Source organism: Myxococcus sp. CA051A (assembly GCF_013336705.1).
GTDB lineage: Bacteria > Myxococcota > Myxococcia > Myxococcales > Myxococcaceae > Myxococcus > Myxococcus llanfairpwllgwyngyllgogerychwyrndrobwllllantysiliogogogochensis.
The window spans coordinates 219,676-232,572 of the sequence record NZ_JABUMS010000009.1 but is presented as its reverse complement, the minus strand read 5'-3'; the positions used below and the strand labels follow the sequence as shown (position 1 = coordinate 232,572).

The 12,897-nt window shown below is 68.1% G+C and carries 12 protein-coding genes; 3 read left to right on the top strand and 9 right to left on the bottom strand.

The annotated features are described in order from the left end of the window. The first annotated feature begins 3 nt into the window (after positions 1-3). Positions 4-1,191, top strand: coding sequence for a hypothetical protein (locus tag HUA74_RS25875; protein ID WP_174456684.1), 1,188 nt, complete (start codon positions 4-6; stop codon positions 1,189-1,191). Here HUA74_RS25875 and HUA74_RS25870 read toward each other — a convergent pair. The 3 genes from HUA74_RS25870 to HUA74_RS25860 are packed head-to-tail and all read right to left on the bottom strand — an operon-like array spanning position 1,179 to position 3,862. Beyond that, on the bottom strand, positions 1,179-1,544 hold the full coding sequence (locus tag HUA74_RS25870; protein ID WP_174456683.1) for a GatB/YqeY domain-containing protein: 366 nt from the start codon (positions 1,542-1,544) through the stop codon (positions 1,179-1,181). The genes HUA74_RS25875 and HUA74_RS25870 overlap by 13 nt on opposite strands. 13 nt (positions 1,545-1,557) lie before the next feature. Beyond that, the gene (locus tag HUA74_RS25865; RefSeq protein ID WP_174456682.1) at positions 1,558-3,195 is read right to left on the bottom strand and encodes a histidine kinase dimerization/phospho-acceptor domain-containing protein; all 1,638 of its coding nucleotides are present in this window, start codon (positions 3,193-3,195) and stop codon (positions 1,558-1,560) included. Then, positions 3,164-3,862: a response regulator transcription factor gene (locus HUA74_RS25860; RefSeq protein ID WP_174456681.1), complete on the bottom strand. Its 699-nt coding sequence runs from the start codon at positions 3,860-3,862 to the stop codon at positions 3,164-3,166. The genes HUA74_RS25865 and HUA74_RS25860 overlap by 32 nt, the downstream gene beginning before the upstream one ends. A gap of 133 nt (positions 3,863-3,995) precedes the next feature. On the opposite strand from HUA74_RS25860, the gene HUA74_RS25855 reads away from it, so the two are divergent. Beyond that, positions 3,996-4,829, top strand: coding sequence for an endonuclease I family protein (locus HUA74_RS25855; protein ID WP_174456680.1), 834 nt, complete (start codon positions 3,996-3,998; stop codon positions 4,827-4,829). 328 nt (positions 4,830-5,157) lie between these two features. On the opposite strand, the gene HUA74_RS25850 is transcribed toward HUA74_RS25855, so the two are convergent. The 4 genes from HUA74_RS25850 to HUA74_RS25835 all read right to left on the bottom strand — a co-directional run bounded on the left by HUA74_RS25850 (position 5,158) and on the right by HUA74_RS25835 (position 9,580). Continuing rightward, positions 5,158-5,571 (bottom strand): hypothetical protein, encoded by a 414-nt coding sequence (locus HUA74_RS25850; protein WP_174456679.1) that lies wholly within the window; start codon positions 5,569-5,571, stop codon positions 5,158-5,160. 114 nt (positions 5,572-5,685) lie between these two features. Then, positions 5,686-7,809 (bottom strand): hypothetical protein, encoded by a 2,124-nt coding sequence (locus tag HUA74_RS25845; RefSeq protein ID WP_174456678.1) that lies wholly within the window; start codon positions 7,807-7,809, stop codon positions 5,686-5,688. Positions 7,810-7,853: 44 nt separating this feature from the next. Then, a complete protein-coding gene (locus tag HUA74_RS25840) occupies positions 7,854-9,065 on the bottom strand; it encodes a hypothetical protein (RefSeq protein ID WP_174456677.1) in 1,212 nt (403 codons plus the stop codon). Continuing rightward, a complete protein-coding gene (locus HUA74_RS25835; RefSeq protein ID WP_174456676.1) occupies positions 9,059-9,580 on the bottom strand; it encodes a hypothetical protein in 522 nt (173 codons plus the stop codon). The genes HUA74_RS25840 and HUA74_RS25835 overlap by 7 nt, the downstream gene beginning before the upstream one ends. Positions 9,581-9,916: 336 nt before the next feature. On the opposite strand from HUA74_RS25835, the gene HUA74_RS25830 reads away from it, so the two are divergent. Then, entirely contained in the window at positions 9,917-10,927 is a 1,011-nt protein-coding gene (locus HUA74_RS25830; RefSeq protein ID WP_174456675.1) for an Ig-like domain-containing protein, read from the top strand. Positions 10,928-11,217: 290 nt separating this feature from the next. Here HUA74_RS25830 and HUA74_RS25825 read toward each other — a convergent pair whose 3' ends face one another. Together HUA74_RS25825 and HUA74_RS25820 are read right to left on the bottom strand one after the other, a co-directional pair. Beyond that, positions 11,218-11,889, bottom strand: a complete 672-nt coding sequence (locus HUA74_RS25825) for a 2-hydroxyacyl-CoA dehydratase family protein (RefSeq protein ID WP_141643748.1) — start codon at positions 11,887-11,889, stop codon at positions 11,218-11,220. A gap of 110 nt (positions 11,890-11,999) precedes the next feature. Continuing rightward, positions 12,000-12,824, bottom strand: a complete 825-nt coding sequence (locus tag HUA74_RS25820) for a hypothetical protein (RefSeq protein WP_174456674.1) — start codon at positions 12,822-12,824, stop codon at positions 12,000-12,002. Positions 12,825-12,897 lie beyond the last annotated feature (73 nt).

Here is a 12,897-nt window from a genome sequence, read left to right as displayed (position 1 = left end):
ACCATGCGGACCCTTTCTCTCCTCGTCGGATTCATGCTGCTCGCCCCGGAGGCCCTGGCCACGGGCGCCACCGCGGCCTCGACTTCTCCCGCGGGCACCGCCACCGTGCCGTTGGAGCAGCTCATTCCCCTCTACACGCAGCGCCAGTCGGATGTGCCCGAGCCTCCCACCGAGGCCCTGGTGAAGAGTGAGCTCAAGGGCCGGCTGTCGACGGACGCCCTCCAGGTGGAAGCGACCTTCCAGGTGGAGGTGCTCGCGGACGGACGGTGGACGCAGGTGCGCCTGCTCCAGCTCGACGCGGACACGTACCCCACCGCGCTGCCCACGCTGGAGGACGCCACGGTGGGAGTCGTGGACGGCTTTCTGTGCCTGCTCACGCGCAAGGCGGGGCGTCACGCCTTCGAGGTGGGCCTCACGGTGCGCTCGTCGGGCACGGGGCCTGAGCGTCGCGCGCAGCTTCGGTTCGGACCGCAGGCCTCTCCGGTGCCGCTCGAGCTGGAGGCCGACACGTCCGTCTTCACGCTGATGGAGCCGCTGCCGACCTCGGGGGAGGGCTACGCCGTCTATCCCGTGCAGGGCGTGCTGCGGGTGGGGTGGCGCGCGGCCTCGCTGGTGTCGCAGTCGATGAAGCCGCAGGTGCGCCCGCCGATGGAGCCTCGCATCGCCGAGGCCACCGCGACGTGGGTGTCCACCCTGGAGGGGCGTGCCTCGCTGCGCGTCAGCTACACGCTGAGCCTGGACCGCGAGCAGCCGCTGGAGTTGACGGTGCCGGAAGGGCACAAGTTGGAGCGTGTCACCCTCAACGCGGTGCCCGTGCCGGTGGAGGAGGCAACGGACGGCGTGCTGAAGCTGAAGGTCGCTCCGGCGCGGCTGGGTGAGACGGGCGGCGCGCTGGAAGTGGTGCTGGCGCGGGAGCTGGGCGTCTTCCACCTGTCCGGTCGGCTGAAGCTGGCGCTGCCCCGCGTCTCGTGGCCGGTGGCGGAGCTGCGGGCCCGCGCGCACTTCCCCGCGGTGTTCAACTACCGCCGCGAGGGTGGAAGCCTGGAGCAGGTGGATGAGGCCGCCGCCGTGGCGGAGAGCGCGCCCCTGCCGGGCAAGGTGCTGCACTTCCGTCAGTACCTGGTGGCCGCGTCCTCGCCCACGCTCGAGCTGGGCTACTCGGTGGACATCTCCAACAGCTACTTCCGCTGAAGCTCCAGGAGCACGTCCAACTGGGCCCTCAACGCGTTGGCCTCGTCGTGTCTGCCCAGGCTGACGTAGAGGGCCACCGCGTCCCGCCGTTCTTGAACCTCGCGTTCGATGACGGCGTTCACGGCTTCGGGCGTCAGGGCCAGGCGGGCCACTTCACCACTCCCCAGGCCACCGGCACTTCCCGCGAAGGCCCCATCCACGGCCGCTGGAGCGCCGCTTACGTCGGGAGCTTCCGCGTTGTCGAGGGCCGCCAGCACTTCACGAAGCACCGCCGAGGCAGGTGCGTTCCGAGCGCGAAGCGCCTCTTTCATCGCGGCGCGAAGCATCGCCTTCCATTCATCCACGGTTTTCATGGGCCTGCCCAACCTAGCGACGAACCAGGGGCGCCGCCACGGCGAAGGCCGCGCCCGGCTCCGCGGGTCGGGCCGGGAGCAGCTCCAGTCCCGCGCCGAACGCTCGCAGCATCGACTGGGAGATGGTGAGGCCCAGGCCCGTGCCGCCGCGCTCACGCGCCGTGGTGAAGAAGGCGTCGAAGATGAGCGCCCGGTTCGCCTCGGAGATGCCTCGGCCGGTGTCTCGCACGACGACTCGAACGGACCCCTCGGTGTTCGTCTCCACGGACAGAGACACCTGGACGTCCTCGCCCCCGTGCTGCCTCGCGTTGGTGACGAGCTGCCAGAGCACGTCATCCATCACCTCTGCGGGCAGGCTCACGGTGAGCCCCTCCGGCACGGGCCCCACGTCGACGCGCGCAAGTCCCTCCGCGCCTGCCCGGGTGGAGAGCGCCGTCAGCAAGGGCGCCAGCTCCACCTGCGCGGGGCGGGCCGTCATCGAGTCCGCGCGGGCCAGCTCCATCAGCCGTTGCACGAGCCGGGTGAGGCGCTTCGCATCGGCGTCGATGTTGGAGAGGAAGCGCGCGCGCTGCTCTGGCGTCATCACCTCGGCGCTGTCGCGCAGCAGCTCCACCGCGCCCTGGATGGAGGCCAGCGGCGTCTTGAACTCGTGCGACACGTTGGCGGCGAAGGAGCGGATGTACTGGTTCCTGTCGCGCAGGGCGGTGGCCATGCCGGCCAGGGATTCGGACAGCTCGGCCAGCTCCGCGACGACGGGGCGGGCCACGGGCTCGAAGCCCTCGGGCGCGCTCGCGGCGATGGCGCGCGTCTGCCGCACCAGCGCACGCACGGGACGGCCCAGCAGCGCGGCGGCGGCGAGCGACATCAGCGCCACCGCGCCCAGCAGCACCAGCCCCGTGGCCGTCAGGTTCCAGCGGTCCGCATACGTGGCCTTGGCGAACGTCATGGGCGTGCGCGCCAGCACCACCGCGCCCCAGACGCGCTCACCGTGGAGGACGGGCAGGGCCACGAAGACGCGGATGCCGGTGTCTCGACTGAGGGAGGCGAGGGGTGTGTCCTCGGGCTCTGCGTGGCGGCGACGCAGCACGCTGGTGGGGACGCCGTGAAGCGCCTCCTGCACTTCGAGCCGGTCACCCAGCGTCGCGCCAATCAACTCGGCGCTGCTGCTGGACACCACCACGCCCCTGACGTCGACGACGCGGATGCCCGCGAGCGTGGCCGCCCTCACGTTCTCCAACAGAGGCCGCAGTCGCTGACCCACGTCCTGGGCCAGGGGTTCTCCTGGCACGCGCGAAAGGGGTGGGCGGTCGTCCGGCGGCAAGGGCTCGTCCGAGGCCCGGAGGGAAGGGAGGACGGGCCGCAGCTGGTCGTCGCTCGGAATGGGGAAGGGCCACTTCGCGGTGCGAGGCTTTCCGTAGTCGAGCGTCCCCACCTGCTCGGCCAGCATGGACCGGTAGACCTCGGCGACCACGGCGCCCTGCGTGAGCAGCTCCGTCTCCGTCTGTCGGATGAGCTGGTTGTCGTAGACGCGCACGAAGGACAGTCCGCCCAGCGTGAGCACGAAGCCCGCCAGCCCCACCGAGGCGAAGACCATCCACAGCCGGGGCCTGGCGCGGGGCCTAGGGGATGGCGAGCCGATAGCCAAGGCCATGCACCGTCTCGATGACTTCTCCGCCGACTCCGGCGAACTTCTGGCGCACCCGACGCACGTGGCTGTCGATGGTGCGGTCACTCACCACGCCGTCGTCATAGACGCGGGTCATCACCTCGTCGCGGGTGAACACCTTGCCGGGCACGCGCAGCAGCGCCGCGAGCAGGTGGAACTCCGTCACGGTGAGCACCACTTCCTGCTCGCCCCACCAGGCACGAAAGCGCTCCTCGTCCAGCTTCAAGGGCCCCCGCGAGAGCGGTTGGGTCGCCGTCGAGGTGGCGGCGGCTTCAGGAGCGGGCCGGGCGCGGCGCAGCACCGCCTTCACGCGCGCCACCAGCTCGCGCGGACTGAAGGGCTTGGTGAGGTAGTCGTCGCCGCCCAGCTCCAGGCCGAGGATGCGGTCCACCTCGTCGTCGCGCGAGGAGAGGAAGACGATGGGCAACTCGTGCGCGCGGCGGACCTCGCGGCACACCGCCAGCCCGTCCATCTCCGGCATCATGATGTCCAGGACGATGAGCGCGGGGGGAGCACGCTGGACCTGCGTCACCGCCGCCCGTCCATCCGCGGCCTCCTCCACCCGGAAGCCTCCTTGCTCCAACGCGAAGCGGACGATGTCCCGCAGGTGCGGATCATCATCGACGACGAGGATGGTGGGACGCTCGGCCAAGGGACACTCGGAAAATGGGAGGGCGAGACTCGGAGTGTAGCTCCGCCACCCCTCCTCAGGGACTTGCCGTCACAGTCGTATTTTTTGTCGTCACGGAACGCAACTGCCGGATGGGTCGGTCGATAACCCCGGCATGACCGTTGTCGGTTCCCCCCGCCCGCTGACTCGTCTGCTCGTCAATTCATCCACCGCTGGCGTGGGGACCCGTCCCTCTCAAGACGTGTCGTCGCCCCAGGCGCGGAATGTCGCCGCCCTGGGCCTCAAGGATACGTTCGAGCAGGCGCCCGCCGCGAAGAAGGGCCCGGCCAGGACGGAGGCGCCCACCCCGCCGGCGCCGTCGGAGGGCAATGACCCCTTCGAGGGGCTCCGGGACGCCGCGCTGCTTCGCGCCATCAAGGAGTCGTCCTCCGGCAAGCACGTGAAGAGCTACACCGAGGCGCGCAAGGTCATCTTCGGCGAGCTCGATGTGGTGAACGGCAAGGTGGCGTGCGTGTACACCGGCCGGGAAATCGAGGGCGGCAAGCTGCCCAAGAACTCCGACATGAACGTGGAGCACACCTGGCCCCAGTCGAAGGGCGCCACGGGCGTCGCGAAGAGCGACCTGCACCACCTGTTCCCCACCGACAGCAAGGCCAACTCGAAGCGGGGCAACTGGCCCTTCGGCGAGGTGGTCAACGTGAAGTGGAGTGAGAACGGCGCCAAGTTTGGAACCGACGCGCAGGGGCGCACGGTGTTCGAGCCGCCCGACTCGCACAAGGGCAACGTCGCCCGCGCGATGTTCTATTTCTCCTCCACCTACAGCAAGCCCATCCCGGATGCGGAAGAGGCCGTGCTGCGCGAGTGGAATGACCTGGACGTCGTGGACACCGCGGAGCACGCGCGCAACCAGCGCGTCGCGGACATCCAGGGCAACGTCAACCAGTTCGTCGAACACGAGGACCTGGTCGACCGCATCAAGGACTTCTGAATTGACGGAAAGGGACGAGCGACCTCGGGGGAGGGGCTCGTCCGGGCCGAGCCGGGGCGTCAGTCCGAGCCCCGGCTCACCCAGTCACCGTGGGCGAAGGGTACGGCGGGTACCCTTCGCGAACCTTGAGTCGCCGCGTCCGCCGCCGCGGGCGCCGGATGGCCACCGCCGCTACGAGCGCGAGCACCACCGGAACGAACACCAACAACGCTTGAGCCGTCACCATCTCCCTCCTCCTGGAACTATGGCGGTGGGGTCTGACGCTCAGTCCCTGCAAAACCTGAAAGAACCAGGACTCCAGGTGTGGGGCGGGGTGTGACGGAACGGCTCAGGAGCAGGAGAAGTACGGGCCGTAGCCGGTACTCACCGAAGCTCCCGTGGAGTCCGTCACCGTCACCCTGGCCCTCAAGTCGTAGAGGAACGTTCCGGTTCCATCTGGCCCGGGACACGAGAAGCTCCGGGTGGCGCCGCCCGCAGTGGGCCCGGACGTGTAGGTCCTGTTCGTCGCATACAGGAAGTGCTGCTGGGTCCAGGAGTAGGTGAACGGCGGAATGCCGTCCGTGACGGTCGCCGTGCAGGTGACGCCGCTGAAGTCCTGGGAGCAGGCGAGCGAGGCCGAGAGGGCCGCGTCCTGCGTGACCAGCGAATCCGCACCTGGGTCCTCGATGTCGGCGGGTCCACCACAGGCCATCAAGAACAACCCAGCTCCGAGCATCGTCGCTGCCATGAAGTTCGTCGCCATGCGCGTCTCCTGGAACGTGATTCGGGTGAAGGACCGCGCTTCAACAATATCATCAGTGCAAAGTCGTTAAATCCCGCGAAAGCGTTGCGAGTCTTTGTGCGCCGTCGCGGGGCGTCAGGCGGACGGGTGTCTGGACTGTCTCCGCGCCATGAGCGCCAGGGTCATGAGCAGCGTCCAGGACAGCGCGCTGATGACATAGCCCGCCCAGAGGATGGGCGGTCGCCGGTACTCCAGTCGAAGCGTTCCTTGTCCCAGGCCGAGCAGATGAGGGTATGCGCGAAAGAGGGGCTGCTCGATGCCCTGCTCATTCACCAGCCGCATGCCGGGAAACCACGCCAGCTTCACCTTGAAGAGTCGCGGGCCTCCCTCGGGAAGCTCCAGGCGATAGGTTCCTCGCCCTTCCTTGTGCAACGAGACGGGCGCGGGCGGCAGGTTCACAGAGGGCCCCGCGTGGGCGAGCGCGTCGTGCAAGGGCTGCCATTCCGCGTCACCCACGAGCGTCTGTCGCAGGTGGATGCGCGCCTCGCAGGCGGGGCCGATGGGATGGAAATAGGCGTTGTAGAAGAACCGCTCCTCTCGCTCGAAGGGCATCAGCTCGGACGGAGGAAGCACTTCCACGGCGGAGTTGAGGGCGGGGCCGCCCGGGATGTCCTCGCGCGACTCGACTCGCAGGGTACGGAAGGGCGCGCCATTCACCGAGAACGAGGGCTCGGGCACGAGCCGGAAGCGCGAGGTTCCACCCAGCTCGAGCGTCCGCGTGTAGCAGGCGGCGCGGGCGGTGATGGCCTCCAGCGGAGTGCCCGGCTCCACGGGGCGCGCGGCCAGCACCCGCGCGTCCACCGAGAAGCGGGTGACGTTGAAGTCCGCGAGGAAGTGGTCCAGCACGCATTGCTGGAAGGGGCACGTGAAGCTGCCGAAGTAGAAGTGGTCGAGGATGACGGGTCGCCCCACGAGCGTGGCCATGTACGAGCTGACCAGGTGGTTGGCGGTGTTGCTCTCCCAGAAGAGGCCCTTGGGACCTTTGAATTCCTCGTCCATCGCCCCCAGGTAGCTCTCCACCGCGAAGTCGAAGGCCCGTCGGTACTCCAGAACGAAGTGGCGTCCGAAGCGCTCATCTGGGGTGGGCGCGGCCTCCCGCTCGAAGCGAGTTCCTTGCGCGATCCTGTCCGGCAGCGTGAGGCCCGAGCGCAGCGGAAAGAGCCAGGTCACGAGCCCCAGGGCCGCGAGCGCGGCGCTGCGCACCAGTCGGGTTCTCCACGGGGACGTCGTCGCGGGCAGGGCGTCCAGCACCGCCGCCGCCACGGCGGGGACCAGCACGAGGCCGCAGATGTCGAAACGGTAGTAGTGGAGCGAGGGCAGCCACGCGGCGTCCTCGAAGACACGCGCGAAGAGGGAGGGCAGGAGCAGCGTCACGACGCTGCCCGCGAGCAGGCGCATGCCGCGCGTCCAGCCGAACAGCGCCACGGGCAGGCACGCGAGCGCGACGCTCCAGCCTGTCTGTTCGACCATGACGCGGTTGCTGACCATCAACCCCCGGTAGGCGAGGAAGGGCAGCCAGAAGAACGCGCTCAGTCCCGCGCCGAGCACCAGCGCCCCCATGAGCCGAGGCACCCGGACAATCCGAGGCAGCGACAGGAGCACGAGCACTCCCGCGGCCAGGCCCATGATGAGGTGTGACAGGACCACTCCGGCCAGGAGCAGCGCCAGCCTCAGTGGTCGCGGTGTGCCGTACAGCTCGGCAGTCACCGTGAAGAAGAACACCGCGCCGAGGAACTGACTGGTGATGCCCACCCGGAACAGGTCCAGGAAGCAGAGGCCCTGTGCGAAGCCCTCCGCCTTGTGCGTGTAGAAGAGCAGCACCGAGGCGAGGACGAAGAGCCAGCGGACCGCTGGCCGCTCGAAGCGGAGTGCCAGGGCGCCCACGCCCGCGAAGTAGCCCGCCACCAGCAGCGACAGGAACAGCTTGAAGGTGGTGATGGGCTCCAGTGGAAGCCAGAGCAGCGCCCCCAACAGCAGGTCCTCGAGCGGCGGGTAGAAGAGGTTCTGGACGTAGCCCAGGAAGGCGCTGTCGTTGAACTGGTGGAAGTACCCTCGGCGCACCGCCATTCCACTGGCGAGATGTCCGGCGACGTCGATGCTGAAGACATCCAGCCGGGTCACGATGAGCACCGCCCCGTAAATCGCCGCCAGGGCGAGCGCGACGAAGAGGGCAGGGCGCGAGGTGAGTGTTTGCTTCATGGATACCGGGGACGTGGCTTGGACTCAGCTCGTGAGATTGTCTGTCATCTGGCGGGTGGAGGCTTGCCGTAGAACGCGGTGGGGGCGAAGCCATCTCGCCCCGCCGCCAGCATTACCGCGAAGCCCTCGGGACCCGCGCCCACGGAGGTGTTGGGGGACTCCAGGATGTAGCGGCCCGGGGCCGTCTCGCGGAAGCGGACGCCGGTGAGCGTGGGCAGCTCGGTGCGCTCGGCGTAGGCGGTGTCGTAGGAGAAGTCGAGCCCCCCGGAGGCTCGGCAAAAGACGCGGCGGGGGGAATACACGGCGCAATACCAGGACCAGGCATAGGGCAGGTCCACCGCGTGCGCGGCGTCCTGGAGGACCTGGCGTGGTGCGGTGGGTGGCAGGGGGATGAAGAAGAACTGGAGGTTTGTCTGGGCCCAGTCGGTGATGGGGGCAGCCATCTCCAGCTCGACGCTGGTGACGGCCTCGTCCCGGCGCAATGTCACAGCTTTGAAACGGTGGGCGCGCGCGTTGAGCGAAGGGTAGAGCACGGGCTCCGTGGTGCGAGTCGCGGCGAGTCTCATGTCGCCCGGGCCCACGGAGGGGACGGTGAGGTGGTCCACGAAGCCCACGTAGTCGCGGGCGGTGGCGAGGGTGACGGAGAGCGTGCCGGGAACGGGAACACCCTTGAGGGCGTAGTAGCGCTCCAGGGGCACCTCCACGTGGATCCGGGCGCCATCCACCTGCACGAGCACCTCCGCGTCGGGGCCCACCGCGTCCGCGCGGACCGTGTCGCGCACGTAGACCTGGGGCGTGTAGCCCTGCGTGCGCGGCGCCATCAGGCCCACGCGCACGTCCAGTCGATGGGGCAGCTCCAGCGCGGTGCGCACCGGGTAGCCCAGGTCCGCGGCGTACTGCGGGTCCGCCGTCAGCGAATACGTCGTCGGGGCGCCGTCGGTGGGCTCGCCCAGGAACAGATAGAGGTTCTGGTCCGCGGGGTTGCGAAAGCCGCCTTGGAGCGTCGCATCCACCACCAGGCGCGTGGTGGTGCGCGTCGCGGACAGGGCGGTGACCACCAGCTCGCGCGCGCCCGTGAGTTCGAGCCGATTGACTTGCTGATGCTCGACGAGGCGGGTGCAGTGGGACTCGACGTCCCCGGTGGGCAGCACGCAATCCAGCGCATACGGCGGGGGCTTCGAAGTACAGCCGAGCACGGCGGCCCACAACAGCAGCCGTGCCCGCAGGTGTCGCGGCGAAGCCAGACGGACTACCACTTCTCGATGGAAGTGATGGTCAGCGCGAACGGAGTGCCGATGAACGTGCCGTTCGACGTGCAGGGGCGGTTGGTGATGTCCAGGAGGTTGGCGGAGTAATAGCCGTGGGTGGAGCCGTTGCCCTTCTCGTAGAACTCGGTGCCGTTCGGCAGGACGACCTTCCAGACGTAGTCGAAGTGCTCGTACCACTTGGGGGTGGTGCGGTTGGAGATGGTGTTCCGGACCGTCACGGTCCACGTCCACGGGGCGGACGCGGGGGCGGCGACCGTCTGCGTGTTGTCCCACTCGATGGCGACGCCGTTGTCGAGCCCGCCCCAGCCGTGGATGAGATACACGGACGTGCCCCAGGGCAGCGTGTAGTTCCGGTACGACATCCGGATCTCCGCCTCATAGGAGCTGGCGTAGACACAGGAGTGGAGCACCGCGCGGCCGTCGGCCCACTGCTCGATGGCGACGGCGGACGTGGAGGCGAAGAACAGGGCGAGGGCGAGGACGTTTCGGACAGCCGAGGTCATGGAGAGAGACTCCCAGGTGGACGGTTCGGCCGATGTCTCTAGCACGAGGGTGGGTGCCGGCGCACTCCCTGTGTGTATGTCCACGGACAGGAATCCCGTGGTTTGCCGGGCGCGTGAAACACCGGGAGGTGATGGCTCGGGCACTCCGGGGCCTCTGGAATGACCCGCTCGGTGCCTTGGGAATGCAGCTTTCTGAGTCACCCGAAGGGCGCAAACCCCGCGCGAAGGTGTCGGACCTGCCCCAGTTGGATGTATGGATTGTCTTGTATTTGATGGGCCCCGAAGTCCTCGCGCCACATCAGCGAATCTTCGCTTTCGCGCGAGAGGGGAACAGTCATGCACCTTTTGAAGCGTCTTCCCGTCGCCGGGTTGTTGCTGGCGCTCGTCGCTGGCTGTGGTGAGGAGTTACCCGCGGGCGCGGGGGCGGTACAGATGGTCATCGGGACGCAGGAGTTCGCGGCGAGCGAGTCCAGCGTCACTCGCATCCAGGTGGTCATCTCCGGTCTGGGCATCTCCGACATCCAGCAGGACCTGGTGAAGACGGGCAGCACCTGGGGCGGCACCATCGATGGCATCCCCGCTGGGACGAATCGGGTCGTCGTGGTCTCCGCCTACGCCTCGAACAACTCGCTCCAGTACCAGGGACAGGCGACGGAGGTCACCATCGTCGAAGGCGAGACGGCGCTCGTGGCCGTCACGCTCCATGACATGACGTTGGGGCACTACACGGACAACGATGCGCCCATCATCGACTCGGTGACGGTGTCAGGCACGACGGTGGAGGCCGGTGGGCAGCTCACCCTGGGCGCGACGGCGCATGACCCGGTGCCCAACGACCTGGTTTCATATTCCTGGAGCGCTTCCGCGGGAACGTTGAGCAGCGCGACCATCGCGAACCCCACGTGGACGGCGCCCTCGTCCGCGCAGACCGTCACGCTGACGCTGACGGTGAGAGATCAGCGCAACGGCATCAGCCGGGCTCGAGTGACGGTGGAGGTCACGGAGGAGCTGGAGGTGGGCGGCAGCGCCACCATCCAGGTGAGCTTCAACACGCCGCCGCTCATCCTCTTGGTGACCGCGAGCGAGGGCAGGGTGGTGCTGGGCCAGAGCACGGCGGTGAGCGCCAATGTTCATGATCCGGACCTGGGGACGGTGCTGTATCAGTGGACGTCGTCCTGTGCGGGGACCTTCTCTTCGCCCACGGGCCAGTCGTCGAACTTCACGCCGTCGGCGGTCCCCACGGGCGCTTGCAACAACTGCAGCGTCACGATGACGGCGCGAGACCTCAAGGGTGGCGTTCGCTCGGGTTCGTATCACCTGTGCGTGGTGTCCACTCCCGCGCCGTAGTCGAGCGCGTGAGGGGGGATTCGCCGTGGGGCCGGGTGCGGTGTCCTCGTGGATGAGGAACGCCATGCTCGGCCCGTCGTTTCAATCCAAGGAACTCTCGCTGACGAACGAGTCCCCGCGCGGGAGTGTCTGGCTATTCGTCCTGGCCGAGATGCCGCGCGAGATGGCGAACTCCAGCAGCGCGTCGAACAATTCGCACGGTGCGGCCGGAGTGGTCTGCCTTGAGCGCTTGTCTGTGATGGTCTCGGCACGGCTCATGGACGATGCCGTGGCGTTGACCGGGCCGGGCGCTACTGGAAGTCGACCGGCGGCGCTCCCTGCGTCAGCCTCTTGGCGACCGCCGCCGCGCTGTCACGCATGTACTTGAGCCGATCATTGAAGTCTCCGTCGCCGCCGCTGCCCGCGCGCTCGGTGTGGAGCAGCTCTCCGCTCTCGTTGATGTAGTGCACATAGAAGAGCGCGGTGCCGTCGGCGGTGAAGCGATCCGTATCCACGCTTGCGAACGGCGTCCCGTCCTCGGTCCGGAGCTCCCGTTGGATGGGGGAGCGATAGAGGGTCGCGACCGGGATGATGATGCCCTTGGCGCCGGCCTCCTTCACGTACCGGGCAAGGTCCTGCTTCATCCTCGGCGGGACGGTGAACTTGTCGGTGGCGATGTTCGGGAGGGCCTCGCACCACTCGCTGTCCCCCTTCAAGCGCTTCACCTTCGCAGTGGAGACGTCCTGGCCGTAGGCGCTCCAGAGTGCCGGTGCGACGTAGTCCTCGATGTTTTGGATGACCTTGTCGTTGTTGTCCGCCGACTCGGCACACGCGAGCAGCGGTGTGAGCGCGTAGGGTTTGTCCAGCGCGCTCCATTTCCCTCCGGTGAAGTAGGTCGGGTTGGAGGTCGCGAGGCCAGGGACACAGCCGGAGATCGCGACGAGCAATAGAGCGGAAAGGAGGGGAGCGCGGTGAGCGGGCATGGAGATTCCTCGAGCGGGTAGGATTGGTACGTCCCGTACCTCTCCAACGTTCCATGCTTCGTTCTGTCGCACCGGTTCACATCACAACCGATGCATGCGACGCCCGACGCTCAGCGGATGACCGTGGTGATCCGCTCAGACCCCGTGCGCGACACCCGCCGTGTCTCTCGTCCGTTGAAGTCCACGGACTCGCCTTCACCCACCAGGGCGCGGATGGTGATGCGTGACAGGCATTGGCTGTCGTCCACGGCGTGCGTCACCACGTAGCGCGGCACGTTGGAGGCCGCCTCGCCCAGCCGCAGCCGCATCTCCCGAATCGAGTCGATGTAGCCAGCCAGCGGCTCCATGCGCGCCAGCGCCCGGCGCAGCACCTTGTCGGCCCGCTTGCTCATCACTCGGTCCCAGACGAGGTAGCCCGCGCCCAACGTCGCCGAGCTGGTGAAGAAGATGACGAAGTTCAGCACGCCCCCGAGGTAGCGGTTGCGCGTGAAGCCCTGCTCACCCGTCGCCTCCGTGAGGATGTCCTTCAGCGTCTCCACCGCCGCCTGGTTCGCCATCGCCGCCCACTCCCTGGCGTCCTTCGGACTGCCCAGCAGCAACCGGCAGACCCCCAGGTGCAGGGAGATCAACGAGACGCGCGCGGTGTCCCGCTCGGCGCCCAGCGCCTCCGTGAAGCAGTGACTCGCGGACTTGAGCAGCTCGAGCTGCGCCTCGCGGGTGCACTCGGGCCGCGTCGCTGTCTCCAGGTGGATCCGGCCTTGATGAAAAGCCCCCTCCCTCAGCAGATGCGGTTCCCGATGCAGATGGCCCAAGAGGACCAACTGCTCCCCCTCCGTCCCCAGCAGCGCCTCCAGCAGCGCCACCGAACCTTCATCCTGGAACTTGCCGCCCACCTGCCGGGGCGTCGCCTGGATGAGGTCATTCCACGTCGCCATTTGCGGACTCCCGTGTGCTGCCGCGCCTCATGGATCCGTCGAACCCCCTGAGGAACAAGTCTGCCACAGCCAC